This window comes from Micromonospora humidisoli, from assembly GCF_016900955.1.
GTDB lineage: Bacteria > Actinomycetota > Actinomycetes > Mycobacteriales > Micromonosporaceae > Micromonospora > Micromonospora wenchangensis.
This window is the reverse complement of record NZ_JAFEUO010000002.1, coordinates 521238-545415: the sequence shown is the minus strand read 5'-3', so window position 1 is coordinate 545415 and position 24178 is coordinate 521238. Positions and strand designations below refer to the sequence as shown.

At 72.9% G+C, this 24178-nt stretch carries 19 protein-coding genes and 1 riboswitch; of the genes, 7 read left to right on the top strand and 12 right to left on the bottom strand.

Annotated elements, in window-relative coordinates; translation table 11 throughout:
• Positions 1-75: 75 nt before the first annotated feature.
• Positions 76-1107 carry an ABC transporter substrate-binding protein gene (locus JQN84_RS07955; RefSeq protein ID WP_204957720.1) on the bottom strand — a complete coding sequence of 344 codons (1032 nt, stop codon included), beginning with the start codon at positions 1105-1107 and terminating at the stop codon, positions 76-78.
• Positions 1108-1367: 260 nt separating this feature from the next.
• On the opposite strand from JQN84_RS07955, the gene JQN84_RS07950 reads away from it, so the two are divergent.
• The 4 genes from JQN84_RS07950 to JQN84_RS32075 all read left to right on the top strand — a co-directional run bounded on the left by JQN84_RS07950 (position 1368) and on the right by JQN84_RS32075 (position 5696).
• Entirely contained in the window at positions 1368-2153 is a 786-nt protein-coding gene (locus tag JQN84_RS07950; RefSeq protein ID WP_204957719.1) for an ABC transporter ATP-binding protein, read from the top strand.
• A complete protein-coding gene (locus JQN84_RS07945; RefSeq protein ID WP_204957718.1) occupies positions 2150-3106 on the top strand; it encodes an LLM class F420-dependent oxidoreductase in 957 nt (318 codons plus the stop codon). The genes JQN84_RS07950 and JQN84_RS07945 overlap by 4 nt, the downstream gene beginning before the upstream one ends.
• Entirely contained in the window at positions 3103-3411 is a 309-nt protein-coding gene (locus JQN84_RS07940) for a cupin domain-containing protein (RefSeq protein WP_204957717.1), read from the top strand. Before JQN84_RS07945 ends, JQN84_RS07940 begins: the two co-directional genes overlap by 4 nt.
• Positions 3412-3497: 86 nt before the next feature.
• Positions 3498-5696, top strand: coding sequence for a hypothetical protein (locus JQN84_RS32075; RefSeq protein ID WP_204957716.1), 2199 nt, complete (start codon positions 3498-3500; stop codon positions 5694-5696).
• Between the two features lie 336 nt (positions 5697-6032).
• Here JQN84_RS32075 and thiC read toward each other — a convergent pair whose 3' ends face one another.
• From thiC to thiE, 7 genes are all read right to left on the bottom strand, one after another.
• Positions 6033-7625 (bottom strand): phosphomethylpyrimidine synthase ThiC, encoded by a 1593-nt coding sequence (thiC, locus tag JQN84_RS07930; RefSeq protein ID WP_204957715.1) that lies wholly within the window; start codon positions 7623-7625, stop codon positions 6033-6035.
• A 17-nt stretch (positions 7626-7642) separates the two neighbouring features.
• Positions 7643-8431 (bottom strand): bifunctional hydroxymethylpyrimidine kinase/phosphomethylpyrimidine kinase, encoded by a 789-nt coding sequence (thiD, locus tag JQN84_RS07925; RefSeq protein WP_204957714.1) that lies wholly within the window; start codon positions 8429-8431, stop codon positions 7643-7645.
• Positions 8428-9129, bottom strand: coding sequence for a thiamine phosphate synthase (locus JQN84_RS07920; RefSeq protein WP_307821077.1), 702 nt, complete (start codon positions 9127-9129; stop codon positions 8428-8430). The genes thiD and JQN84_RS07920 overlap by 4 nt, the downstream gene beginning before the upstream one ends.
• Positions 9126-9896 (bottom strand): thiazole synthase, encoded by a 771-nt coding sequence (locus tag JQN84_RS07915; RefSeq protein ID WP_204957713.1) that lies wholly within the window; start codon positions 9894-9896, stop codon positions 9126-9128. The genes JQN84_RS07920 and JQN84_RS07915 overlap by 4 nt, the downstream gene beginning before the upstream one ends.
• A 5-nt stretch (positions 9897-9901) precedes the next feature.
• On the bottom strand, positions 9902-10102 hold the full coding sequence (thiS, locus tag JQN84_RS07910; protein WP_204957712.1) for a sulfur carrier protein ThiS: 201 nt from the start codon (positions 10100-10102) through the stop codon (positions 9902-9904).
• Positions 10103-10112: 10 nt separating this feature from the next.
• Positions 10113-11183, bottom strand: coding sequence for a glycine oxidase ThiO (thiO, locus tag JQN84_RS07905; protein ID WP_204957711.1), 1071 nt, complete (start codon positions 11181-11183; stop codon positions 10113-10115).
• On the bottom strand, positions 11177-11803 hold the full coding sequence (gene thiE / locus JQN84_RS07900; RefSeq protein ID WP_204957710.1) for a thiamine phosphate synthase: 627 nt from the start codon (positions 11801-11803) through the stop codon (positions 11177-11179). Before thiE ends, thiO begins: the two co-directional genes overlap by 7 nt.
• A riboswitch (TPP riboswitch) is annotated at positions 11798-11907 on the bottom strand. Its footprint overlaps the gene before it by 6 nt.
• Before the next feature lie 337 nt (positions 11908-12244).
• Here thiE and JQN84_RS07895 point away from each other — a divergent pair.
• Both JQN84_RS07895 and JQN84_RS07890 read left to right on the top strand, forming a co-directional pair.
• Entirely contained in the window at positions 12245-18064 is a 5820-nt protein-coding gene (locus JQN84_RS07895) for a ThuA domain-containing protein (protein WP_204957709.1), read from the top strand.
• 75 nt (positions 18065-18139) lie between these two features.
• Positions 18140-18682, top strand: coding sequence for a hypothetical protein (locus JQN84_RS07890; protein WP_204957708.1), 543 nt, complete (start codon positions 18140-18142; stop codon positions 18680-18682).
• A 156-nt stretch (positions 18683-18838) separates the two neighbouring features.
• Here the strand turns inward: JQN84_RS07890 and JQN84_RS07885 are convergent, their stop codons facing one another.
• From JQN84_RS07885 to JQN84_RS07875, 3 genes are all read right to left on the bottom strand, one after another.
• Positions 18839-19801, bottom strand: coding sequence for an aldo/keto reductase (locus tag JQN84_RS07885; RefSeq protein ID WP_204957707.1), 963 nt, complete (start codon positions 19799-19801; stop codon positions 18839-18841).
• Positions 19802-19887: 86 nt separating this feature from the next.
• Positions 19888-21567, bottom strand: coding sequence for an ABC-F family ATP-binding cassette domain-containing protein (locus JQN84_RS07880; RefSeq protein ID WP_204957706.1), 1680 nt, complete (start codon positions 21565-21567; stop codon positions 19888-19890).
• Positions 21568-21608: 41 nt separating this feature from the next.
• Positions 21609-22214: a class I SAM-dependent methyltransferase gene (locus JQN84_RS07875; protein WP_204957705.1), complete on the bottom strand. Its 606-nt coding sequence runs from the start codon at positions 22212-22214 to the stop codon at positions 21609-21611.
• Positions 22215-22368: 154 nt separating this feature from the next.
• Here JQN84_RS07875 and JQN84_RS07870 point away from each other — a divergent pair, with 154 nt between their 5' ends.
• Positions 22369-23472 (top strand): hypothetical protein, encoded by a 1104-nt coding sequence (locus JQN84_RS07870; protein ID WP_204957704.1) that lies wholly within the window; start codon positions 22369-22371, stop codon positions 23470-23472.
• A 79-nt stretch (positions 23473-23551) separates the two neighbouring features.
• Here the strand turns inward: JQN84_RS07870 and JQN84_RS07865 are convergent, their stop codons facing one another.
• The gene (locus JQN84_RS07865; RefSeq protein ID WP_239484969.1) at positions 23552-24046 is read right to left on the bottom strand and encodes a GyrI-like domain-containing protein; all 495 of its coding nucleotides are present in this window, start codon (positions 24044-24046) and stop codon (positions 23552-23554) included.
• Positions 24047-24178: the final 132 nt, after the last annotated feature.

Genomic DNA, 24178 nt, shown 5'->3' with positions numbered 1-24178 from the left:
GGGCCGGCACACGACGGGGGTGCGTCCCACCGGTCGAACCGCTGGGTCGCACCCCCGTGGCACCGTCGGTGCCGGTCAGGCCTTCGGTACGAGGTCGAAGTTGATGATCTGGTCCGGCGTGATGTTCGACTTGAGCGCGCCGGCGCCCTGGAGGATGGCGATGCTCTTGGCGACCCGGTCACTGTCCAGGGTGCCGATGGCGGTGCCGGAGTTGCTGGAGCGGACGTAGCCGGCCATCAGCTGCAGCTCGGCAGCGGCGGCGGCGGGGTTGGTGGCGTCCACGTTCTTCTTCAGGATCGTGGCCGCCTCCTGCGGGTTGGCCAGGGCGTACTCCAGGCCCTTGAGCAGGGCGGCGGTGAACTTCTTCACCTTGTCCGGGTTCTCCTTGGCCATCTTGCTGGAGGTGATCAGCGCGTTGCCGTAGAGGTCCTGCATGACGTTGCTGTACGGCAGCACGACGGGCTTCTTCTTGGTGACCGCCTCGACGGTCGGCTGGCCGACGACGAACTGGCCGATCCCGTCCACCTGGCCGGAGGCCAGCGTGCCCATCAGGTTCTGCGCCTGGTCGTTGACCCAGGTGACCTTGGTGTAGTCCACCCCGGCCATCCGGGCGTAGGTCGGGAAGAGGTTGCGCACGACGGAGCCGGGGGTGTCCGCGAGCTTCTTGCCCTCCAGGTCCTTCGGCGTGGCGATGTTCTTGCCCTCGACCGAGACGATGGCGGCCATGGTCCGCTGCTGGATCGCGGCCACCGCCACGAAGTCCTTGGCCTGCCCGTTGCCGACCTGGAGCAGGCCACCGGTCAGGTCGATCGGGCCGAAGTCGGCCTGGCCGCCGACGATGGTCTGGATGACCGCGCCGGTGCCCTGACCGGGCTTGATCTCCACGTCGAAGCCGGCCTCCTTGAAGAAGCCCTTGTCCTTCGCCACCCAGGCGTAGGAGTCACGACCGAAGTTGCCGAACGAGGTGAGGTAGGTCACCTTCTCCAGCGACGAGCCGTCGCCGGTCTTTGCTGCGTCCGCCGAGTCGGACCCGCCACTGCAGGCGGAGACCAGGGCGAGGGCGGTGGCCAGGGTGGCCGCGGCGACCGTGCGGGTCAGCCTTGTCATCTGTGCACCATGTCCTTTCCGACCGGGCGGTGTACCCGGAGGGGGTTGTCGGTCGGCGGCACGGCGTGAGGGGGCACCGAGCCGCCGTCGTGAAGGGACTCTTCGCTGGCACAGCGTACGAGACACCCACCGTCACCACACCAGGCGGATCGGGTTGCGGAACGGAAACAACTCCACTCCACCCCGGACAGTGAGCGGCCAACACGCTGGGGATATCCTTGTCGGATTCCTGACCGCCGAATCAGGGGAGACCGACGGCGATGATCCGACTGTCCGATGTGTCGCGTACGTTCGACGGCCGTTCCGGGCGGGTCGAGGCGTTGCGCGGGATCAATCTCGACGTGGCCGAGGGCGAGTTCGTCGCCGTGCTCGGCCGCTCCGGATGTGGCAAGTCGACACTGCTCCGGATGATCGCCGGGCTGCTTCCGGTCAGCGGTGGCGAGATCACTGTAGCCGGCAGCCGGATCACCAGGCCCCGCCGGGACGTCGCCATGCTCTTCCAGAAGCCGGCCCTGCTCCCCTGGCGCAGCGTGCTCGACAACGTGCTGCTGCCCGCCGAGATCTTCGGCTGGAGCCGGGCCAAACACCGCGACCGCGCCCGCCAACTGCTGGAACTCTCCGGCCTGGCCGGCTTCGAGAAGCGGCTGCCACACGAACTGTCCGGCGGCATGCAGCAGCGGGTGTCACTGTGCCGGTCGCTGATCGGCCAACCCCGGGTGATGCTGATGGACGAACCCTTCTCCGCCCTGGACGCGCTCACCCGCGAGGAACTCTCCGGTGAGCTGCAACGGGTGCACATGGAGACCGGGGCGACAGTCGTCTTCGTCACCCACTCCATCGACGAGGCGGTGCTGCTCGCCGACCGGGTGGTCGTGCTCAGCCCCCGCCCGGGGCGGATCCGCAGGATCGTCGACGTGGACATCCCCCGGCCCCGCACCCTCGGCCGCAACGCACACCTGGCCGACGTCGCCCGGGTCAGCGCCGACCTGCACGAACTGCTGATGGAACGGGACCTGCCGGCGACAGCCGGGGTGGAGGGACGATGACCGTACGGGTGGCAGTGTTCACCGAGCCGCACCGGGGCGCCAGCTACGACGACCAGCTCCGGTTCGCCCGGCTCTGCGAGGCCGGCGGCTTCGACGCGTTCCTGCGGGCCGACCACTACCGGGCGATGGGCGACGAACCCGGGCTGCCCGGCCCCACCGACGCCTGGCTGACCCTCGCCGCGCTCGCCCGCGAAACCTCCCGCATCCGGCTCGGCACCCTGGTCACCTCGGCCACCTTCCGGCTGCCCGGCCCGCTGGCCCTGATGGTCGCCCAGGTCGACCAGATGAGCGGCGGACGGGTCGACCTGGGCATCGGTGCCGGCTGGTACGAGCGGGAACACATCGCGTACGGCATCCCCTTCCCCAGCGTCGGCGAACGCTTCGACCGGCTCGCCGAGCAGTTGGAGATCGTCACCGGGCTGTGGCGCACCCCGGTCGGCGAGACCTACAGCTGGGCCGGTGAGCACTACCGCCTCGTCGACGCCCCGGCCCTGCCCAAACCGGTCCAGCAACCCGGCCCGCCGATCATCGTCGGCGGCCGGGGACCGAAGCGCACCCCCGACCTCGCCGCCCGGTACGCCGACGAGTTCAACATGCCGTTCACGTCGGTCGGGGAGACCGCCGAGGCGTACGACCGGGTGCGGGAAGCCTGCGACCGGGCCGGCCGGGCCGAGTCGGGGCGGGCGCCGCTGGTGCTCTCCGCCGGGATCGTGGTGGCGATCGGGCGTACCGACGCCGAAGCCCACCGTCGGGCCGCGCCGCTGCATGTCAAGAGCGCCCTGCCGCCGGAGGACCCGGTGGTCGGCTCCCCCGCCCAGCTCGTCGACCGGATCGGCGAGTTCGCGGCGATCGGTGCCACCCGGGTCCACCTGCGGCTGATCGAACTCGACGACCTCGACCACCTGGAGCTCATCGCCACCGAGGTACTCCCCCAACTGGACGGAACCCGATGACCGACGTGACGCACGACCTCGAACTCGGCCCGGTCGGCCAGGAGATCGTCTTCGAGAACGACCGGGTGCGGGTCTGGCACATCCGGCTGGCCCCGGGCGAGCGGCAACCGCTGCACCGGCACGACCACCCGTACCTGGTGGTGGCGATCGAGGGTGCGAAGAACGTGGTGCAGACGGTCGACGGCACCCGGATCGACGCCGACGAACCCACCGGCGGCGTGGTCTACCGGGACCCGGGTGCCGTCCACATGCTCACCAACGTCGGGGAGACGACCTACCTGGCCCGCCTGGTCGAGTTGAAGTAGTCGCTGGTAGAGCTTGGGTAACAGGTCGTCACGGGCACGCCGCGCCGCAGTGGCGATCGGGGGCACCGGGCCGTAACGTGCGCCACATGGCCTTTCGGACGTGGGGCAAACTGCTGCTCACCGCACTCGGGGTGAGCATGTTGGCCGGGGCCGGCCAGCTCGGCATCGCGTACGGCTTCGGCATCGTCCGACTCACCGGCGACTTCACCGACGTCAACCGCTGGCCGGCCCAGCTCGCCTGGGTCGGCTGGTTCGCGGTGACCGCCGCCGTGGTCGGCGCGGTCCTCACCGGCCGGCTCGCCCGGCGCGAGGGGCTGCCCGAGGGCACCCCCGTCCAGCTCGCGATCTCCGGCGTCGCCGCGCTCGGCGCGCTGGTCGTCGCCCCACTCTGCATGCAGCCCGCCCGGGCCGCCGACCTGAACGCCGTCGACCCGGTCTGGGCGGTCGGCATCTGCGCGGTCGCCGGGGCGGTGGTCGGCGCGGGCGCCGCCTCGGCCGTCCTGCTGCGCCCCCCGCTGGGCTGGAACGTCGCCCTGCTGGGTGGGACGATCTGGCTGGTCGCGCTCCTGTCGGTCGCACCGGCGGTACTGTCCAGCGAGCCGCTGCGCACCGTACGCCTGGGGGTGCTGGAACCCTCGTGGCTCGGACCGGACCGGGCACAGCGGGTGGCGATGCTGTTGCTGCCCGTGATCGCGCTGGTGGCCGGCGCGGTGACCGGTGGACTGGCCCGGCGACGGGGACACCCCCGGCTGATCGGCGGGGCGGCCGGGGTGGCCGGGCCGGTGCTGCTCGCCTTCGCCTACCTGACCGCCGGGCCGGGCGACCAGGTCGACCGGTACCAGCTCGCCCCGTACTACGGCGCGGTGATCGCGGTCGTCACCGGCGCGCTCGGCTCGGTCGCCGCCACTCTGCTGCGCTGGCCGCTGCTGCCCACCCGTTCCGCCCGCCGCGACGGCGAGACGGCGATCGAACCGACCGACATCCTCGCCCCGCTGCCGTCCGTGACCGACCCGGCCGTCTCCGGCCCGGACCGGGCCACCCGGACCGGCACCGACCCGGCCGGCACCGTCCTCACCGGCTCCGAACTGGCCGGCACCGGCGGGGACGAGCCGGTCACCGTGGACCTGAGCGGGGTGGGGGGCGTCGCCGGTGAGCGGCGCGCCGCCACGCGTCCCCTCCTCCCCGACCAGCCGGACGTCACCCGCTCCCGGGCCGCCGACCGGCCCGCTGCCACCGCACCGCGGAGGGCCACCGTCTCCGGCGCCCCGGCCGACACCACGCCGGGGGTCGGCGGGGTGCCGGCGGTGCCGGGCACGGCGGGGTGGCCGTCGCCCGACGCGCCGGGCACCGGTCGCCACCCGGCCCACTGGGACTGGCCGGACCCCGCCGCCACGGTCGCCGACCGGCACGCCCCCCACACCACGCCGGGCCCGGACCAGCCGACCGGGGACTTGACGCCAGCGGCCCCGAACGGGCCGGCCGGGCACGGAGCGGGTGCGACGTCGCCCGCACAGGCCGGGTCGGACCGGACCGGGTCGGACCGGACCGGGTCGGACCGGACCGGGTCGGACCGGACCGGGTCGGACCGGACCGGGTCGGACCGGACCGGGTCGGACCGGACCGGGTCGGACCGGACCGGGTCGCCGCGAGGCCGTTCCGGCCAGCGGATGGCGGTACCGGCCGAACAGACCGCCGGTGAGGTCGGCGCAGCGGGGCCGGCAGGTGCCGGGGACGAGCCTGCGGCCACGCCCAAGCCCCGGGCGAAGCGGGCCAGCCGTGCCCGGTCCACCGCGACCGGAGCTGCGGCGGTCCCCGCCGGGCCACCCGAGCCCTCGCCCGGCGCAGGATCCGGTGACGGCGGGGACGACCAGCCGACCGATGCCCACCGACCCGGACCGGCCCGAGCGACCCTGCCGTTTCCCGCACCCGCCGGGCAGCCGGGTGCTCCGAAGCCTGTCAGTCTCCGCTGGGAGCCGGAGGAGTCCACCGGCACCGCACCGTCGGAGGGTCCCTCCGTCGATCCTGACCAGGCCGATCCCGCTCCGGACGGCGGCAGCGCTCCGGAGCCGACCGGGAAGGCCCGCAGCCGACGGGGACTGTTCCGGCGTAACCGCTCCCCGCAGGATGCTCCGACGGACGAGGCCGACCGGACGTCGGCGGCGCCGGACGACGAATACGTCGACTGGGTCACCGGCCTGAGCAAGCCCCTGGCCGACAACGAACCGGACCGGGAGAGCGGCCGACGCTCACTACGCACCACCGGCCGCCACCACCACCACGACTGACCCACCCCACCCACCCCACCCCACCCACCCCGCCCCCCGATTTGCCCCGCCCCGCCCCCGGTTTGCCCCGGTGATCAAGAGCTTTACGTCAACCCGCAGGCGAAACCTGACGCAAACCTCTTGATCAACAGCACCAAACCCCGACGAACCGGATATTTAGCCACCGACACGGCCCAGGGGCGCGGTGATCAAGAGCTTTACGTCATCCGCCGGCGCAAATCTGACGCAAACCTCTTGATCACCGGAGCAGAACGGGGTGGAGCCGGCAGGACGGGTGGAGCGGGGCAGAGCAGGGCAGAGCGGGGCCGAGTGGGGCCGAGTCGGTGCCCGGGTCGCTCAGGCGAGGGGGAGGTAGACGCGGTTGCCGGTGGAGCGGAACTCTGCCGACTTGGCCTGCATGCCCTGGGCGGCGTACTCCTTCAGCTCCTGGGTGATCTTCATGGAGCAGAACTTCGGGCCGCACATGGAGCAGAAGTGGGCGGTCTTCGCCGGCTCCGCCGGCAGGGTCGCGTCGTGGTAGGAACGCGCGGTCTCCGGGTCCAGCGACAGGTTGAACTGGTCTTCCCAGCGGAACTCGAACCGCGCCTTCGACAGCGCGTCGTCCCAGGCCTGCGCGCCGGGGTGCCCCTTGGCCAGGTCGGCCGCGTGCGCCGCGATTTTGTACGCGATCACGCCCGCCTTCACGTCGTCCCGGTCGGGCAGCCCGAGGTGCTCCTTCGGGGTGACGTAACACAGCATCGCGGTGCCGTACATGCCGATCATCGCGGCCCCGATCGCCGAGGTGATGTGGTCGTACGCGGGGGCGATGTCGGTGGTCAGCGGGCCGAGGGTGTAGAACGGGGCCTCGTGGCACCACTCCTGCTGGAGGTCCACGTTCTCCTTGATCTTGTGCATCGGCACGTGGCCGGGACCCTCGATCATCACCTGTACGTCGTACTCCCAGGCGATCCGGGTCAGTTCACCGAGGGTACGCAGCTCGGCGAACTGGGCCTCGTCGTTGGCGTCGGCGATCGAGCCGGGCCGCAGCCCGTCGCCGAGGGAGAAGGTCACGTCGTACCGGGCGAGGATCGCGCACAGCTCCCGGAAGTTGGTGTAGAGGAAGTTCTCCTCGTGGTGCGCCAGGCACCAGGCCGCCATGATCGAGCCGCCCCGGGAGACGATCCCGGTGACCCGGTCCACCGCCAGCGGCACGTACGGCAGCAGCACCCCCGCGTGCACCGTCATGTAGTCCACACCCTGCTCGGCCTGCTCGATGACGGTCTCCCGGAACACCTCCCAGCTCAGCTTGACCGGGTCGCCACCGACCTTCTCCAACGCCTGGTAGATCGGCACGGTGCCGATCGGCACCGGCGAGTTGCGGACGATCGCCTCCCGGGTCTCGTGGATCCGCTTGCCGGTGGACAGGTCCATCACGGTGTCCGCGCCCCACCGGGTGGCCCAGGTCAGCTTCTCCACCTCCTCGGCGACCGACGAGGTCACCGCCGAGGTGCCGATGTTGGCGTTCACCTTGACCAGGAACGCCTTGCCGATGATCGCCGGCTCGCACTCGGGGTGGTTGACGTTGAGCGGCAGCACCGCCCGCCCGGCGGCGATCTCGTCGCGCACCAGCTCCGGCGGCAGTCCCTCCCGGATCGCCACGAACTCCATCTCCGGGGTGATCATCCCGGCGCGGGCGTACCAGAGCTGGGTGGGGCGTTTGGCGTCGACGCCGGCCAACGGGCTGCCCGCGCCCCGGGCCGGCGCGACGTCGCCCCGCTCGGCGATCCACGGCCCGCGCAGCGGCGGCAACCCCACCTGCGGGTCCGAGCCGGGGCCGGAGGTGTCGTACAGGCGCAGCGGCGGGTTGTCCCCGGCCAGCTCCACCTCCGCGAACGGCACCCGGACGTCCGGTCGGGACCCCTCGACGTAGACCTTGCGACGTGCCTGCATGACAGCCTCCCTGTTGGTCATCGGGACCAGCCGAAGTGGTCCAGCGGGCCGCGTCCCGCGCCCAGTTCCCAGTCCCGCGCGCCGGTCAGCGCGCGGGTGACGTACTCCTTGGCGGTGGCGACCGCGACCGGCACCGGGTCGCCGGCGGCCAGCCGGACGGCGATCGCCGCCGAGAACGAGCAGCCGGTGCCGTGGCTGTGCCGGGTGTCCACCCGGGGCGCGCGCAGCAGGGTGGTCGTGCCGCCGCCGGCCAGCACGTCGACCGACTCGCCGGCCGCGTCGACGTCGCCGCCGGTGACCACCACGAACTCGGGCCCGCCGGCCGCCAGGGCCTGCGCCGCCGCGACCATCTCCCCGACCGTGGTCACCGGGCCTCCGGTGAGGGCGGCGGCCTCCGCGCAGTTCGGCGTCGCCACCCGGGCGTACGGCAGCAGCCGCTCGACGGCCGTGACCACCCCGAGCCGGTGTCCGCTGGTGGCGACGAGCACCGGGTCGACGACGAGGTGCGGCAGCCGGCCCGCCTTCGCCGCCTCGGCCACCGCGTCGGCGACCGCCGGGGTGCCGAGCATCCCGGTCTTCACCGCCCGGACCGCGAAGTCGCCGAGCACGCTGTCGAGTTGTTCGGTGACGGTGCGCGGGGGCAGCGGCAGCACGGCGTCCACGCCCCGGGTGTTCTGCGCGGTGACGGCGGTCAGCACGCTGGTCCCGTACGCGCCGAGGGCGGCGAACACCTTCAGGTCGGCCTGGATGCCGGCACCACCCCCGGAGTCGGAGCCGGCGATGGTGAGCACTGTCGTCGGTGTCATGTCGTCTCCTCGGGCCGCGCCCCGCCGACCGGGATACGGTCCGTCGTCCGGCGGGTCGACGGGAAGGCGCTGGTGAGGGTGGCGGCGACCTCGGCCGGGTCGGCGGCCCGCATGATCGCGCCGAGCACCGCCACCCCGACCGCGCCCGCCTCGGCACAGGCCGTCACCTGCTGCGGGGTCTCGATGCCACCCAGGGCGAGGACCGGCACCGGGCTGAGCCGGACCAGCCGGCGCAGCCCGTCCGGGTGCAGGGGTGGGCCGTAGCCGGGTTTGCTGCGGGTGGTCCAGACCGGCGAGAGCGTCACGTAGTGCTCGGTGCTGAGCCGGGCCAACTCCGCAGCGTCGTGACAGGACCGCCCGACGAGCCGCAGGGCAGGCGGCGGGTACGGCCCGGCCGCCGGCAGATGCACCGCCCCACCGGCACCGCCCGGGTCCGGGCCGAGCGGGTCGGAGCCGTCCGAGCCGTCGTCCAGCGGGTCGGGGCCGGCGACGATCAGGGTGCCGTCGACCTGCGTCAGGGCGGCCCGCAGGTCGACGGCGAGCGCGGCCCGGTCGGCGCGGGGCAGGTCCTTCTCCCGCAGCACCACCCACCGCACGCCGCCGTGCACCGCCCCCGCGACCACGTCGACGAGGTCCCCGTGCGCCACCAGCCGGTCGGTCAGCAGCACCACCCCGTGCGGGGTGGCGGGGCGGGTCACAGGTCGGGTCTTCCGTCGTCGGGGGTGGAGGCGAGGGCGTGGAAGCGCCGGGGGATCCGCCCGGCGGTGTACGCGAGCCGCCCGGCCCGTACGCCGTACCGCATGGCGGTGGCCATCGCCGTCGGGTCGGCGGCCCGGGTGACGGCGCTGGCCAGCAGCACCCCGTCGCAGCCCAGTTCCATGGCGAGCGCCGCGTCGGAGGCGGTGCCGATCCCGGCGTCGAGGATCACCGGCACGTCGACGCTCTGCCGGATCAGCCGGATGTGGTGCGGGTTGGTGATGCCCAGTCCGGAACCGATCGGCGCACCCGCCGGCATCACCGCCGCGCAGCCGACGTCGGCCAGCCGGCGGGCCAGCACCGGGTCGTCGGAGGTGTACGGCAGCACGACGAACCCGTCGGCGATGAGTTCCTCGGCGGCCCGCAGCAGCTCCACCCCGTCCGGGAGCAGGGTGCGTTCGTCGCCGATCACCTCCAGCTTCACCCAGTCGGTGTCGAACGCCTCCCGGGCCAGCCGGGCGACCTTGACCGCCTCGGCGGCGGTGTAGCAGCCGGCGGTGTTGGGCAGCAGCCGCACCGCGCACCTGTCGAGCAGGTCGAGCAGGCCACCTGCGGTGCCGGGGGCGGTGTCGACCCGACGCAGGGCGAGGGTGACCAGTCCGGTGCCGGAGGCCCGGACCGCCTGTTCCAGCACGTGCAGGTTGGCCGCGCCGCCGGTGCCGAGGATGAGCCGGGAGGGCAAAGTCTGTCCGGCGATGGTGAGGGGCATCCCGGTCACCCGCCCTGGGCGGCGCTGAGCACCTCGACCCGGTCGCCGTCGCGCAGCACGGTCGCCGGCCAGCCGCCCCGGGGGACCACCTCGCCGTTGACCGCGACGGCGATTCCGCGCCGCTGCCCGGTGACCGTGGCGACCAGGTCCGCGACGGTCGTGCCGCCGGCCAGCTCGCGTCCGACACCGTTGACGATCAGTCGCACGTTGTCCTCCTCAGTGGAACCGGTCGGCGGTGAAGGGGGTGAGTAGCGGGTCCGGCCGACCGGTGACGATCAGATCGGTGATCAGGTCGGCGGTGACCGGGGTGAGCACGATGCCGTGCCGGTGGTGGCCGGTGGCGGCGAGCACGCCGGGTCGGTCGGGCAGCGGCCCGAGGATCGGCGCGTTGTCCGGGGTGCCGGGGCGCAGCCCGGCGGTCGCCTCGGTCAGCGCGTACTCGGCGAGTTCGGGGACGAGGTCGACGGCGGCGCGGAGCAGGCGCAGCACCGCCCCGGCGGTCACCTCGGTGTCGGTGCGTTCCTCGACGGTCGCCCCGAGCACCACCTCGCCGTCGTCGCGGGGGACGAGGTAGACCGGCTCGCCGTCGGCGTACCCCCGGATGACGTGCCGGAAGCCGGGCGGGCGGTGGTCGGGCGCGCGTAGCCGCAGCACCTGGCCCTTGACCGGGCGGACCGGCAGCCCGGTCAGCGCGGCGGCGCCGCAGCCGGCGGCGACCACGACGACCGGCGAGTCGAGGTCGGCCAGTCGGGTCACCGCGCCGGGCAGCAGGGTCGCCCCGGCCCGTTCGGCGGCGACCCGCAGCGCGTCGACCAGCCGGCGCGGGTCGACCTGGTGGTCGCCGGGGGCGACCGCGCCGCCGCGCAGCCGGGGGGTCAGCGCCGGTTCGCGTTCCCGCAGCTGCGACGGCCGCAGCGCGCTGATCGGCAGCCCCAACCCCTGCTGGTACGACCAGAGCCGGCGCGCCTCGGCCAGGTCGTCCCCGGTCAGCCCGACGACGAGGGTGCCGTCGGTGCGGTACCCGAACTCCGTTCCGGTGGCTTCGGCCAGCTCGGCGGCGAAGCCCGGCCAGCGGGCGGCGGACTCGGTGAGCAGCCCGGTCAGCTCCCGTTCCCCGAAGTACGCCTCGGCGACGGGGGCGAGCATCCCGGCGGCGACCCGGGACGCGCCGGAGCCGGGGGCCGGGTCGTGCACGGCCACCCGCAGGCCCCGGGTGGCGCAGCGCCAGGCGATCGCCAACCCGACCGGCCCCGCGCCCACGACGGCGACGTCGGGCCGGGTCAGCACGTCAGCGCCGCGATCAGTTCGGCGGTGACCCGGCCGGGGTCGGCGGCGGTGGACAGCGCCCCGACGACCGCCACCCCGTACGCCCCGGCGGCCCGCAGCGCCGGAACCGTGGCGACGGTGATCCCGCCGATGGCGATCACCGGCACGTCGACTGCCGTGACGACGGCGCGGACCCCGGCCGGGCCGATCGGGTCGGGCAGGCCGGTCTTGGTGGCGGTCGGGTGGCACGGGCCGACGCCCAGGTAGCTGGCTCCGGCGGCGACCGCCCGGGCGGCGGCGTCCGGTTCCCGGGCGGTCGCGCCGAGCACGGCGTCGGGGCCGAGGACCCGGCGGGCCGCCGCGACGGGCAGGTCGTCCGCGCCGACGTGGCCGCCGTGGGCGTCCACCGCGAGGGCGACGTGCAGCCGGTCGTTGACCAGGCAGGTCGCCCCGTACGGCACGCAGAGCGCGCGCACCCGTCGGGCCAGGTCGTAGGCCTGCCGGTCGGTGGTGTCGTCGTCGACCCGGACCTGGACGACCAGGTCGGCGCGGGCCACCGGCAGGGCGGCCCGCACGACGGCGAGCGGGTCGCACCCGGGGCGGGTGTCGGTGATCAGATGCAGTCGGCCGAGGGACGGCACGGCAACTCTCCTCCCTGCGCCGGCATTACCCGGATCAGGTTCGACGGTCGGGGGCTCTCAGCCCCCCTCTCAGCCCGGTGCACCGGGCTCCCGTGGGTCACGTGTCTGTGACCGTACGACAGATCCGCTGATCCGCCAAGGGGTGTTAGATTGATCCATGACCATCGATGCGTACGGTTGTGGGCTTGTATCCACATAAGCCGGAAAAGCGAGTCGCCGATACCGAATCGTTACATGCTCATGCCTTGCCGGAAACCAATCCAGCGGCGCTAATTTGTTCAACCGATCGACATTATTCCGGTGCGGAGCCTCGGCGTGGCCCGCACCTGATCGCCACTGGTGCGGACCTCGGCGGGCCCACACCGATCCGACCGGGGACGGTCTGCGGCGAGTCGTCCCCATGCCCCCACCACTGTCCAGCACGGACAAAAGGAGCATGGAGTGTCTCCATCCCGCCATCGCCGCGCACGTCGCGGCCCACTGGGTGCCGGTCTACTGGCCCTCTCCCTACTTGCCGGCGGCCTGATCGGCGGCACCGCCGCCCAGGCCGCTCCCGCCGCGGCGGCCCTGCCACAGGCCGCACCGGCACCGGCGGCAGCCGCCGCCGAACCCTTCTCGGTCCTGGTCTTCTCCAAGACCGCCGGATTCCGGCACGACGCCATCCCGGCCGGCATCGCCGCGATCCAGAAGCTCGGCACCGAGAACGGCTTCACCGTCGACACCACCGAGGACGGAGCCGCCTTCAACGACACCAACCTGGCCAAGTACCAGGCGGTGATCTGGCTCTCCACCACCGGTGACGTGCTCGACGCCACCCAGCAGGCCGCGTTCGAGCGCTACATCAAGGCCGGCGGCGGCTACGCGGGCGTGCACGCCGCCTCCGACACCGAGTACGACTGGGCCTGGTACGGCAACCTGGTCGGCGCGTACTTCTCCGGCCACCCGGCCAACCAGCAGGCCACCGTCAAGGTCGAGGACCCCGCGCACCCGTCGACCGCCGACCTGCCGGACCGCTGGTCCCGGTTCGACGAGTGGTACAACTTCCGCACCAACCCGCGCTCCAAGGTGCACGTGCTGGCCAGCCTGGACGAGAAGTCCTACAGCCCGGGTGCCGGCGCGATGGGTGCCGACCACCCCACCGCCTGGTGCCAGGACTACGACGGCGGTCGCTCCTGGTACACCGGCGGCGGCCACACCCAGGCGTCGTACACCGAGCCGGAGTTCCTCAGCCACCTGCTCGGCGGCATCCGCACCGCGGCCGGGGTCGAGAACGCCGACTGCGGCGCCACCAAGACCGCGAACTTCGAGAAGGTCACCCTCGACAGCAACACCAACAACCCGATGGAGCTGGACATCGCTCCCGACGGCCGGGTGTTCTACGCCGAGCGCGACGGCCGGGTGCAGATCGTGAAGCCGGACACCGGCAACACGGTCACCGCGACCCGGCTGGACGTGTTCACCGGCAACGAGGACGGCCTGCTCGGGTTACGCCTCGACCCGGACTTCACCACCAACAAGTGGATCTACCTGTACTACGCACCGGCCGGTGGCGCCCCGCGCAACTACCTGTCCCGGTTCACCGTCAACGGTGACACCATCGACAAGGCCACCGAGAAGGTCGTGCTCCAGGTCGACACCCAGCGCAACACCTGCTGCCACGCCGGCGGCAGCATGACCTTCGACTCGCAGGGCAACCTCTACCTGGCCACCGGCGACAACACCAACCCGTTCGAGTCCAGCGCCTTCACCCCGATCGACGAGCGGGCCGGCCGGCAGGACTACGACGCGCAGCGCAGCGCCGGCAACACCAACGACCTGCGCGGCAAGGTGATCCGGATCCACCCGGAGGACGACGGCACCTACACCGTCCCGGCGGGCAACCTGTTCGCCCCGGGCACCGCGAAGACCCGTCCCGAGATCTTCGGCATGGGCTTCCGTAACCCGTTCCGGATCGGCGTCGACCAGAAGACCGACACCCTCTACGTCGCCGACTACGGGCCGGACGCCTCCGCGGCCAACCCGAACCGGGGCCCCGAGGGTCTGGTGGAGTGGAACATCGTCGCCACGGCCGGCAACTACGGCTGGCCGTACTGCACCGGCAACAACAAGGCGTACAACGACTACACCTTCCCGTCCGGGCCGAGCGGGGCGAAGTTCGACTGCGCCGCGCCGGTCAACGACTCGCCCAACAACACCGGCCTGACCAACCTGCCGCCGGCCATCGCGGCGACGGTGGACTACGGCTACGCCGGCGACCCGCGCTTCCCCGAGATCGGCGGCGGCGGCGCCCCGATGGGCGGCCCGGTCTACCGCTACGACGCCGACAGCACGTCGAGCCGCAAGTGGCCGGCGTACTACGACGGCAAGGCGCTGCTCGGCGAGTGGAACCAGTCGAAGATGTACACGATGCAGGTCAGCGAGGACGGCAAGACGCTGGTCGACATCAACCAGTTGCTCACCGGCATGCCGATGATCCGCCCGATGGACTTCGAGTTCGGCCCGGACGGCGCGCTCTACATGATCGAGTGGGGCACCGGGTTCGGCGGCAACAACGACGACTCCGGGGTCTACCGGATCGACTACACCGCCGGTGACCGCGCCCCCATCGCCGAGGCCAGCGCCGACCCCACCTCCGGGGCCGCGCCGCTGACCGTGAACTTCTCCAGCGCCGGGTCCCGTGACCCGGACGGCGGCACGCTGACCTACGCGTGGAAGTTCGGTGACGGGCAGACCTCCACCGAGGCCAACCCCACCCACACCTACACCGCGGCCGGCGACTACACCGCGCAGCTCACCGTGACCAACCCCAAGGGCCGCACCGCCGTGGCGAACGTGCCGGTGACGGTCGGCAACACCGCTCCGACGGTGACCATCGAGTTCCCGCCCAGCGGCGGTTTCTTCGACTGGGGCGACCAGGTCAAGTACACGATCAAGGTGACCGACCCGGAGGACGGCACCGTCGACTGTGACCGGGTGCAGCTGCAGGTGCTGCTCGGCCACGACGAGCACGCCCACCCGCTGGAGCAGCACACCGGCTGCACCGGCACCGTGCAGACCTCGCTGGCGTCCGGGCACGGCGCGGAGGCCAACGTCTTCGCGGTCTTCGAGGCCACCTACACCGACGACGGCGGCACCGGCGGCGCCGGCCCGCTGACCGGTCGGGCGATCGAGATCCTCCAGCCCAAGCGCAAGCAGGCCGAGTACTTCACGGCCACCGGGCGGGCCCCGGGCAGCACCGGCGGCGGTGACCCGGGCGTGCAGAAGGAGACCACCACCGACCCCGCCGGTGGCGGCCAGAACATCGGCTTCATCGAGGACGGCGACTGGTGGTCGCTCGTCCCGGCCAACCTGACCGGGGTCGAGCAGATCCGGTTCCGGGTGGCCTCCGAGGTCCAGGGCGGCCGGATCGACGTGCACGCCGGTGCCGTCGACGGTCCGGTGGTGGCCACGGCCACCGTGCCGGGCACGGGCGGCTGGCAGCAGTTCGTCGACGTGACCGCGCCGGTGACGGCCGGTGCGGAGGGCGCGCTGTACTTCGTCGCCAAGGACCCGGCCGGTGGCGCGGGTTCGCTGTTCAACGTCAACTGGATGGACTTCATCGGACGGGGCGTCACCGACAACGCGCCGCCGCAGGTGACGGCCACCGCCACCCCGGCGACCGGCACCGCGCCGGTCACCGTGACCTTCACCGGCACGGCCACCGACACCGAGGGTGACACCCCGCTGACGTACGCCTGGGACTTCGGTGACGGTGGGACGGCGACGACCCTGAACGCCACCCACACCTACACCACCCCGGGCACCTTCACCGCCACCCTGACGGTGACGGACAGCCGGGGCGCGAAGTCCTACGCCACCGTCCCGGTCAAGGTGGACGCGCCGACCAACTCGTGCCTCGGCGCGCGGTCGGACGAGTTCACCGGCAACAGCCTGAACAAGGACCGCTGGTCGGTGGTCCGGGAGAACCAGCTCTACTCGGTCTCCGGCGGGGCGCTGCGACTGCCCACCGCCTCCGGTGACCTGTACGGCTCCCGGAACGACGCGACCAACCTGGTGCTCCAGCCCGCACCCAGCGGGGCCTGGCAGGCCACCACGAAGGTCACCGTGCCCGTCACCGCCGACTACCAGCAGGCCGGCCTGCTGATCTACGGCGACGACGACAACTACGCCAAGGTGGACCTGCTCTACGGCGGTTCGCGCAAGGTGGAGTTCATCCGGGAGACCGCCGGTACGCCGCGTAACGACTCGGCGGACGCCGTGGCCGCCCCGGCCGGTGACACCATCTGGCTGCGGCTGATCAGCGACGGGACCAACCTGACCGCGCAGTTCTCGACCGACGGCACCACGTTCACCCCGGTCGGCCGGTCCGCCGCGCTGGCCGGCATCACCAACCCGCGGATCGGTCTGCTCGCCCTCAACGGCGCCACCACCGCCCCGGTGGTGGACGCGGTGTTCGACTCGTTCGTGGTCTCGCCGGACGCCCCGGCCGGCCCGGTGGACCCGTCGGACGAGTTCACCGGCACCACGCTGGACAAGTGCCGGTGGAACGCGGTGCTCCGGGAGGACCCGGCCGCCTACCGGGTGGCCGACGGCGCGCTGAAGATCGACGTGCCGAAGGGTGACATCTACGGCACCAGCAACACCGGGCCGACGAACTTCATCCTCCAGACCGCGCCGAGCGGCGACTGGACCCTGGAGACGAAGGTCGACGGCAGCGCGCTGGCCGAGCAGTACCAGCAGGCCGGTCTGATCGTCCACGCCGACGACGACAACTACGTCAAGTTCGACTTCATCGTGGACAACCAGGCAGGTCAGACCCCGTCGCGGCGGATCGAGTTCCGTGGCGAGGTCGCCGGGGTGACGCAGAACCCGCAGCCGCAGGTCTCCAACCTGACCTCGGCGGTGTGGTACCTGCGGCTGGCCCGCGCCGGTGACACCTTCACCGCGTCGTACTCGGCCGACGGGCAGGAGTGGACGACGTTCGAGACGCTGACGAACACCGCCGTCGGGGCCACCCCGAAGGTCGGTCTGTTCACCCTCGGCGCGAACGCGGCCACCTCCAAGACGGCCTCGTTCGACTACTTCCGGCTCTCCACCAAGGCGGCCGACACGACCGCCCCGGTGACCACGGCCACCGTCTCCGGCACCCCGACCGAGGGCTGGTACACCGGCCCGGTCACGGTGACGCTGGCGGCGGCCGACGAGGCTGGCGGTAGCGGGGTGGCGAGCACCGAGTACCAGCTCGACGGGGCCACCACCTGGACCGCGTACACCGAGCCGGTGCAGGTCACCGGGGACGGCACGCACGAGGTGCGGTTCCGGTCGACGGACGCGGCAGGCAACGTGGAGGCGACGAAGAAGGTCGCCGTGAAGATCGACGCCACCGCGCCGGTCAGCTCGGCGTCGTTCGCCCCGGCCAACGACGACGGCTGGCACAACGGCACCGTCCCGGTGGTGATCACCTCCACCGACGCCGGTTCCGGGGTGAAGAAGCTGGAGTGGTCGCTCGACGGCGGTGCCTGGACGGCGTACACCACGCCGGTCGAGGTGACCGGGGACGGCACGCACGAGCTGCTGTACCGGGCCACCGACGCCGCCGGCAACGTCGAGGCGCTCAAGTCGGCGGTCGTGAAGATCGACGGCACCAAGCCGACGCTGCTGGTCTCCGGCATCGCCGACGGCCAGCTCTACGGTGACAGCCAGGACGTCCGGATCTCGTGGCAGGCGGTCGACCCGACCTCCGGCATCAAGACGACCTCCGGCGTGCTGGACGGCCGGGCGTACGCCAGCGGCACCCTGCAGGCGCTGTACGAGCTGCCGCTCGGCCTGCACGAGCTGACGGTGACCGCGACCGACAAGGCGGGCAACTCCACCACCTCGACGGTCCGGTTCTTCGTCACCACCTCGTTCCGGGACATGCAGAACCTGCTGGACCGGTTCAAGGCGACCGGACGACTCACCACCAAGGCGCACCGCCAGCTGTCCAACAAGCTGGACGCGGTGCGGGAGTCCGAGGCGGCGGGCAACGACAAGCGGGCGGTGCAGCAGTTGACCGCCTTCAAGGCGTTGGCCACCGACACCGCCGTGGTCACCGACACCGACGTCCGGGACGTGCTGGTCCGGGACGCCGACGCCATGATCGTCCGGCTCGGTGGCGCGGCCACCAAGGCCGGCGTCAAGGCGAACGACAACAAGTCGGTCGACGGGGCCGGCCGGCTCGGTGCCGACCCCACCCGGATCGCCGAGGGCGGTTCGCTGTAAGGAGCACCACGGGGCCGCTCCCACCGTCGACACCGACGGTGGGAGCGGCCCCCTCCATATCGGAAGGAGGCGTCGATGCGAAGCTTGAGAGCCCTTGCCGCGCTGGTCGTGGCGGTCCTGGTGGCCCTGCCTGCGGGCCCGGCGGCGGCGCACGGCGGGAAAATCAAGCTGACCGTGGCCGGTGACGGTGCCGGCGGGGTCACCGTGATGGCCGTGTACGCCGACGGGCACCGGCTGGACCAGCTGGTCCGGCTCACCCTGACCGCTGAGGGCGAGGGTGGCCGGACGGCGGGTCCGGTGCAGATCGAGCCGGCCGGGGAGGGTCAGGGCTTCTACAGCAGCGGCCCGCTGCTCTCCCCCGGCGACTGGCGGGTGACGGTCAGCGCCCCCGCCCCGTACCAGAGCACGGCGACGGCGCAGGTGCAGGCCCGGGTGGCCCAGTCGCCGTCACCGGTCGCCATTGAACGCCCGGCGGACCGGACCGATCCGGCCGGGGTGCGGTGGTGGCCGTGGCTGGCCGGCGGACTCGTGGTGGTCGTCGCCGCGGCGGCGCTGCTGTGGCGTCGTCGCCGGGTCGACCTCGGACCCGGGGACCAGCCGGCCGGTCTGGGCGGCTGACGCCCCGGCACCGGTTCCCGCCACCCACCGACGACCGATCGGCCCCGGACACCCACCGGTGTCCGGGGCCGAAGCGTCGGCCCTGCCAGGCCGGAACTCGTCCGGGCAGGTCAGCCTCCGACCGGCCCGGACCCGCCTCCCCGCCCGACCGTCGGCTCAGAGCAGGGCGTCCAGGGCGTCGAGGTCGTCGTCGGTGGGCTGCCAGGTGCCGGCGGCGGCGTTCGCCCGGACCTGCTCGGCGGTGGTGGCGCCGGCGATGACCGAGGCCACCGCCGGTCGGGCGGCCAGCCCACCGATGGCCACCTGGAGCAGCGTGAGACCCCGCTGCGCAGCGAACGTCTCCAGCGCCTCGATGGTGTCCCAGCGGGCGGCGGCGAGCCGCTCGGCGTACCGGCCGCCACCGGCGAGGCGGCTGCCGGCGGGTGGGGCGGTGTCCCGCCGGTACTTGCCGGTGAGCAGCCCGTTGGCCAGCGGGAAGAATGGCAGCAGGCCCAGGCCGAACCGCTCGCAGGCCGGAATGATCTCGACCTCGGCGTCCCGGTGGAGCAGGTTGTAGTGGTTCTGCGCGCTGACGAACCGGGTCAGCCCCCGGGTCTTCGCCGTCCAGTCCGCGTCGGCGATCTGCCAGCCGGAGAAGTTGGAGTTGCCCAGGTAGCGCACCTTGCCGGCGCGGACCAGGTCGTCCAGCGCGGCGAGCGTCTCGTCGACCGGAGTGTCCGGGTCGGGTTCGTGCAGTTGGTAGAGGTCGATGTGGTCGGTGTCGAGCCGGCGCAGCGACGCCTCGACGGCCCGCACCACGTACCGCCGGGAGCCGCGAACCCCGAAGTCGCGGCCGTTGCGACCGCCCATCGACATGCCGAACTTGGTGGCCAGCACCACGTCGTCCCGCCGGCCCTTGAGGGCCTGCCCGAGCAGTTCCTCCGAGCCGCCCGGCGGCTCGCCGTAGATGTCGGCGGTGTCGAAGAAGGTGATCCCGGCGTCGAGCGCGGCGTCGACCACCGCCCGGGTGCCGTCGATGTCGAGCTTGCGGCCGAAGTTGTTGCAGCCGACGCCGACCACGGACACCACGAGCCCGGAGTCGCCCAGCCTGCGGTAGGTCATCTCAGTCACGAGATCCACCCTATGCCGGCCGGACCGGCCCCGACCGGCGACGACCACGCCCGGTGACCGGTCGTGGTCGTCGCCTCACGTTCCGCGTAGGCGGCTCAGCCCACGTCCCAGACCGGCTCCGGGGTCTCCACCACGTCACCGTCGCCCCGGAACAGCACGAACCTGTCGAACGACCGGGTGAACCAGCGGTCGTGGGTGACCGCCACGACCGTACCGGCGAACGCCGCCATTCCCGCCTCCAACGCCTCCGCCGAGGCCAGGTCGAGGTTGTCGGTCGGCTCGTCCAGCAGCAGCAGGGTCGCCCCGGACAGCTCCAGCAGCAGCACCAGGAACCGGGCCTGCTGGCCGCCGGAGAGGGTGCCGAAGCGTTGGTCACCCTGGGCGGCCAGCTCGTAGCGGCTCAGCGCCGCCATCGCCGCGTGCCGGTCCATCCCGTCCCGGTGCTCGTCACCGCGCCACAGCACCTCGACCAGGGTCTTCGCCATCAGCTCCGGCCGGTCGTGGGTCTGCGAGAAGTGCCCCGGGCGCACCCGCGCACCCAGCCGGACCACCCCGCCGTGCGCCACCGGGGCCAGCGCGGCGGCCCCGTCCACCGGGCCGTTGGCCGGGTCGGGGTCGGTGCCGCCCCGGGCCAGCAGGCGCAGGAAGTGCGACTTGCCGGTGCCGTTGGCCCCGAGCACCGCCACCCGGTCGCCGTACCACAGCTCCAGGTCGAAGGGGTAGGTCAGGCCGTCCAGCTCCAGCTGCTCGCAGATCACCGCGCGCTTGCCGGTCCGTCCGCCGGCCAGCCGCATCCGGATGTCCTGGTCCTTCGGTGGTACGGGCGGCGGCCCGGCCTCCTCGAACTTGCGCAGCCGGGTCTGTGCCGCCTGGTAGCGGGAGGCGAGCCCGTCGTTGTACGCGGCCTTCTGCTTGTACATCAGCATCAGCTCACGCAGCTTCTGGTGCTCCTCGTCCCAGCGGCGGCGCAGCTCGTCGAGGCGGGCGTGCCGGGCCGTGCGGGCCTCGTGCCAGCTGGCGAAGCCCCCCGGGTGCACCCAGGCGCTACCCCCTTCGACGGCGACCACCCGGTCGGCGGTGTGCGCGAGCAGTTCCCGGTCGTGCGAGACGTACAGCACCGACTTGGTGGACTCGCGCAGCCGCTGCTCCAGCCAGCGTTTGCCCGGTACGTCGAGGAAGTTGTCCGGCTCGTCGAGCAACAGCACCTCGTCGGGGCCACGCAGCAGCAGCTCCAGGGCGAAGCGCTTCTGCTGCCCGCCGGACAGGGTGCGCACCGGCCGGTCCCGGGAGGCGTCCCAGGGCAGGTCGAGCACGGTGGTGGTGACGGTGTCGAAGAGCACCTCGGCGTCGTACCCGCCGGCCTCGCCCCAGGCGGCCAGCGCGTCGGCGTACGCCAGTTGGGCCTTGCCGGCGACGGTGCTGTACTTGCCGCGCAGCTCGGCGTCGCGCATGGCCCGTTCGGTGTCGGCGAGCCGGCGGCCGGCCGCGCGCAACGCCGGTGGGGCCAGCGACAGGGCCAGGTCGGCGAGCGTCGACTCGTCGCCGATCATGCCGATGAACTGCCGCATCACGCCGAGCCCACCGGAGCGGGCGATTGCGCCGGTACGCACCGGCAGGTCACCGGCGACCATCCGGAGCAGCGTCGTCTTGCCGGCGCCGTTCGGCCCGACCAGGGCGACCTTGGCCCCCTCACCGACCCGGAACGACACGTCGGCGAAGAGTTCCCGACCGTCCGGGAGGATGTGCCCGACCGCTGCCACGTCCACGTATCCCACGCCGGCATCCTGCCCGAGGCGCGGGGGCGGGCGACACCGGATTACCTGGTGACCCGCAGCACCCGGTAGCCCTTCTGGCTGGCCTGCCGGGTCACCGCGAACCCCTCGTCGAGCAGCCAGCGGTGCAGCGAGTCGCCGCCCAGGTGCCGGGCCACCACCAGCCAGCCGACGCCGTCCGGGGCGAGCCGGGGCAGCCAGCGGCGCAGCAGGGCGTGCAGTTCGGGCTTGCCGATGTGGATCGGCGGGTTGGACCAGACCTGGGTGAAGGTGACGTCGGTCGGCACCTCGTCCGGGGCGACGGCGTGGATCCGGTCGGCGGCGTCGAGGCGGACGGCGTTCGCGGCGGTCAGCGCGCGGGCCCGCTCGTTGACGTCGACCGCCCAGACGGTGGCGGTCGGTGCGAGGTCGGCCAGCACGCAGCTGATCGGACCGAATCCGGAGCCGATGTCGAGCAGGTGGCCACCGGTGGCGGCGGTCGGCAGCTCGGCCTTGCGCAGCAGGACGGCGGTGCCGGGGTCGAGCCGGGTGGCGGAGAAGACCCCGCTTGCGGAGGCGAGTGTGTAGTCGCGCCCGGCGACGTGGAACTCGACCTCGCGGGGCTGGGCCGGGGCGCTGGGCTCCGGGGTGAAGTAGTGGTCGCCGGTCACCGGGGCATTGTTCCACCGGCCCGTAGCGGTCCCGTCGTCGGCGGTCGGTGTGCCCGGCGGCACGCCGGGGTGGACGGCCCGGGGCATCCGACGCGCCGCGCAGTATTTCCTGATTTTATCCCCTAAAGGGGCAATGGACCCTACTCTGGGCGACATGGTATATCGGTACGAGTCCGCTGAGGACGCGTTTGAGGAGAACCCGCGGCCCGGGGCGGACCTGCCGCTGTTCCAACCCGGCCCGACCGCACCGGCCGGTCCCTCCCCGTCCCGCTTCCCGGCACCCTCCCTGCCCCGGACCAGCCGGCCGGCACCGCCGGAGGCCGATCCCGTCCCGATCCGCTCCGCCGTCCAGGTACCCGCCCCGACGCCCACGCCACAGCGGTCCCGGTCCCGCCGCTCCGGTGACGCCCGGGGCGGCCGGCTCTGGCAGATCGCCGTCGGCGGGGCGGCGGTGCTGATGCTGCTCGGCCTCTGCGGCATCGGCGGGGCCCTGCTGCTCATCGACCGCTCCGCCACCGACGATCCGGGGCAGACCGGGGCCGCACCCACGGCGTCGGCGAGCACCGCCCCGACCGACCCGACCGCCGCCGGTCCCCTGGACACCCGGGACGTCGACAGGCAGCCGCTGACCACCAAGGAGGTCTTCCCCGACAAGACCCTGGTCGTCGGCGTCGACAGACACGAGTACCAGGTGCTCAAGACCCAGTCCGGCTCGAACTGCGCCGTGGCCGCCACCGGCGAGATCGCCGACCTGCTGGTCACCCTCGGGTGCAGCCAGGTCGTCCGGGCCACCCTGCGCTCCCCCGACGGCGACCACCTGCTCACCGCCGGCCTGCTCAACCTGACCGACCTGGCCACCGCGCAACGCGTCCGGGACCGGATCAGACCGCTGCTCGACGACCGGCGCGGCCGGTTCCGGGGGATGCCCGCCGGGGACGACACCGAGTCGGTCGCCACCGCCGCCGCCCGCGTCGCCTGGCAGGTACGCGGCCACTACGTCGCCTACTGCCTGGTCACCCGGGACGACGCCGGTGCCGTCCCGGCCGGTGACCGCACCGTCCGCGAGATCATCTACGACCTGATCGAGCTGCACCTGGACAAGGGGGTGCTGGACCGTCGCGCCGCCGGCGTCAGTGTGGACCAGCCCACCGCGAAGGCCACCGGCCCCGCGGCGACCCCGTCCGCCGGGACGAGCCGGACACCCACCGCCACCCCGCGCGGCGACGACCCGGACACCGACGAACTGCCGGGCGACTGACCACCGTCGACACGGGCCCGGCCACTCCGGCCGGGCCCGCGTCATGCCGGGCGACCCGGCTGCGGCGGCGGACCGGTCGCTACGCCGGCTCGACGGGCAGCCAGAGCTCCCGGGCCGTACCGCCGGGGTCGTCCGTCCCCGCGGACACCGCGACGATCTCCGGCCCCGGCCGCAGCCGCCACGGGTTGAAGGGGAACCACCCCGTCACGGCGGTGGCCCAGGTCTCCTGCAGGACCTGCGGATCCGGCCCCACCACCCGCAGGACCACCCAACGGCCCGCCGGGACCTCGATGACGTCCAGATCGGCCGGGACCGGCGTGCCCCGTGACACGGCGACCCCGTGCAGGTACGTCAGCTCGCTGCCCTCGTCGAAGTCCGCGTCGAGGTCGGCGCAGACCGCGAGCAGGCCGGCCGGCTCGGTGTCGCCGAGCGCCTTCAGCCGCAGGTGCTCCCGCGCCGGCAGCGCCGCGACGTGCCGCTGGATGTACGGGTTGACGCCCCGGTGGATCAGGGGAACCCGGGTGGCGTGCCCCACGAGCCGGAATGCGGGACGGCCGACGATGCGGGTTTCCATGCGTTCGTTCCCTTCGGCGCTGCGGCGGAACCTGAGCCGTCGTACCGGGCGACCCGACCCTTCGTATCGTGGCCGGCACCGGTGCGGCACACCCGACCGAAGCGGAGCGGAAAGTGTCGGGCGACCGGGCCC

Excerpts from the sequence above, each read along its gene's own strand:
- JQN84_RS07955 (WP_204957720.1), bottom strand. The coding sequence starts at position 1,107 with ATGACAAGGCTGACCCGCACGGTCGCCGCGGCCACCCTGGCCACCGCC.
- JQN84_RS07950 (WP_204957719.1), top strand. The coding sequence starts at position 1,368 with ATGATCCGACTGTCCGATGTGTCGCGTACGTTCGACGGCCGTTCCGGG.
- JQN84_RS07945 (WP_204957718.1), top strand. The coding sequence starts at position 2,150 with ATGACCGTACGGGTGGCAGTGTTCACCGAGCCGCACCGGGGCGCCAGC.
- JQN84_RS07940 (WP_204957717.1), top strand. The coding sequence starts at position 3,103 with ATGACCGACGTGACGCACGACCTCGAACTCGGCCCGGTCGGCCAGGAG.
- JQN84_RS32075 (WP_204957716.1), top strand. The coding sequence starts at position 3,498 with ATGGCCTTTCGGACGTGGGGCAAACTGCTGCTCACCGCACTCGGGGTG.
- thiC (WP_204957715.1), bottom strand. The coding sequence starts at position 7,625 with ATGCAGGCACGTCGCAAGGTCTACGTCGAGGGGTCCCGACCGGACGTC.
- thiD (WP_204957714.1), bottom strand. The coding sequence starts at position 8,431 with ATGACACCGACGACAGTGCTCACCATCGCCGGCTCCGACTCCGGGGGT.
- JQN84_RS07915 (WP_204957713.1), bottom strand. The coding sequence starts at position 9,896 with ATGCCCCTCACCATCGCCGGACAGACTTTGCCCTCCCGGCTCATCCTC.
- JQN84_RS07890 (WP_204957708.1), top strand. The coding sequence starts at position 18,140 with ATGCGAAGCTTGAGAGCCCTTGCCGCGCTGGTCGTGGCGGTCCTGGTG.
- JQN84_RS07870 (WP_204957704.1), top strand. The coding sequence starts at position 22,369 with ATGGTATATCGGTACGAGTCCGCTGAGGACGCGTTTGAGGAGAACCCG.
- JQN84_RS07865 (WP_239484969.1), bottom strand. The coding sequence starts at position 24,046 with ATGGAAACCCGCATCGTCGGCCGTCCCGCATTCCGGCTCGTGGGGCAC.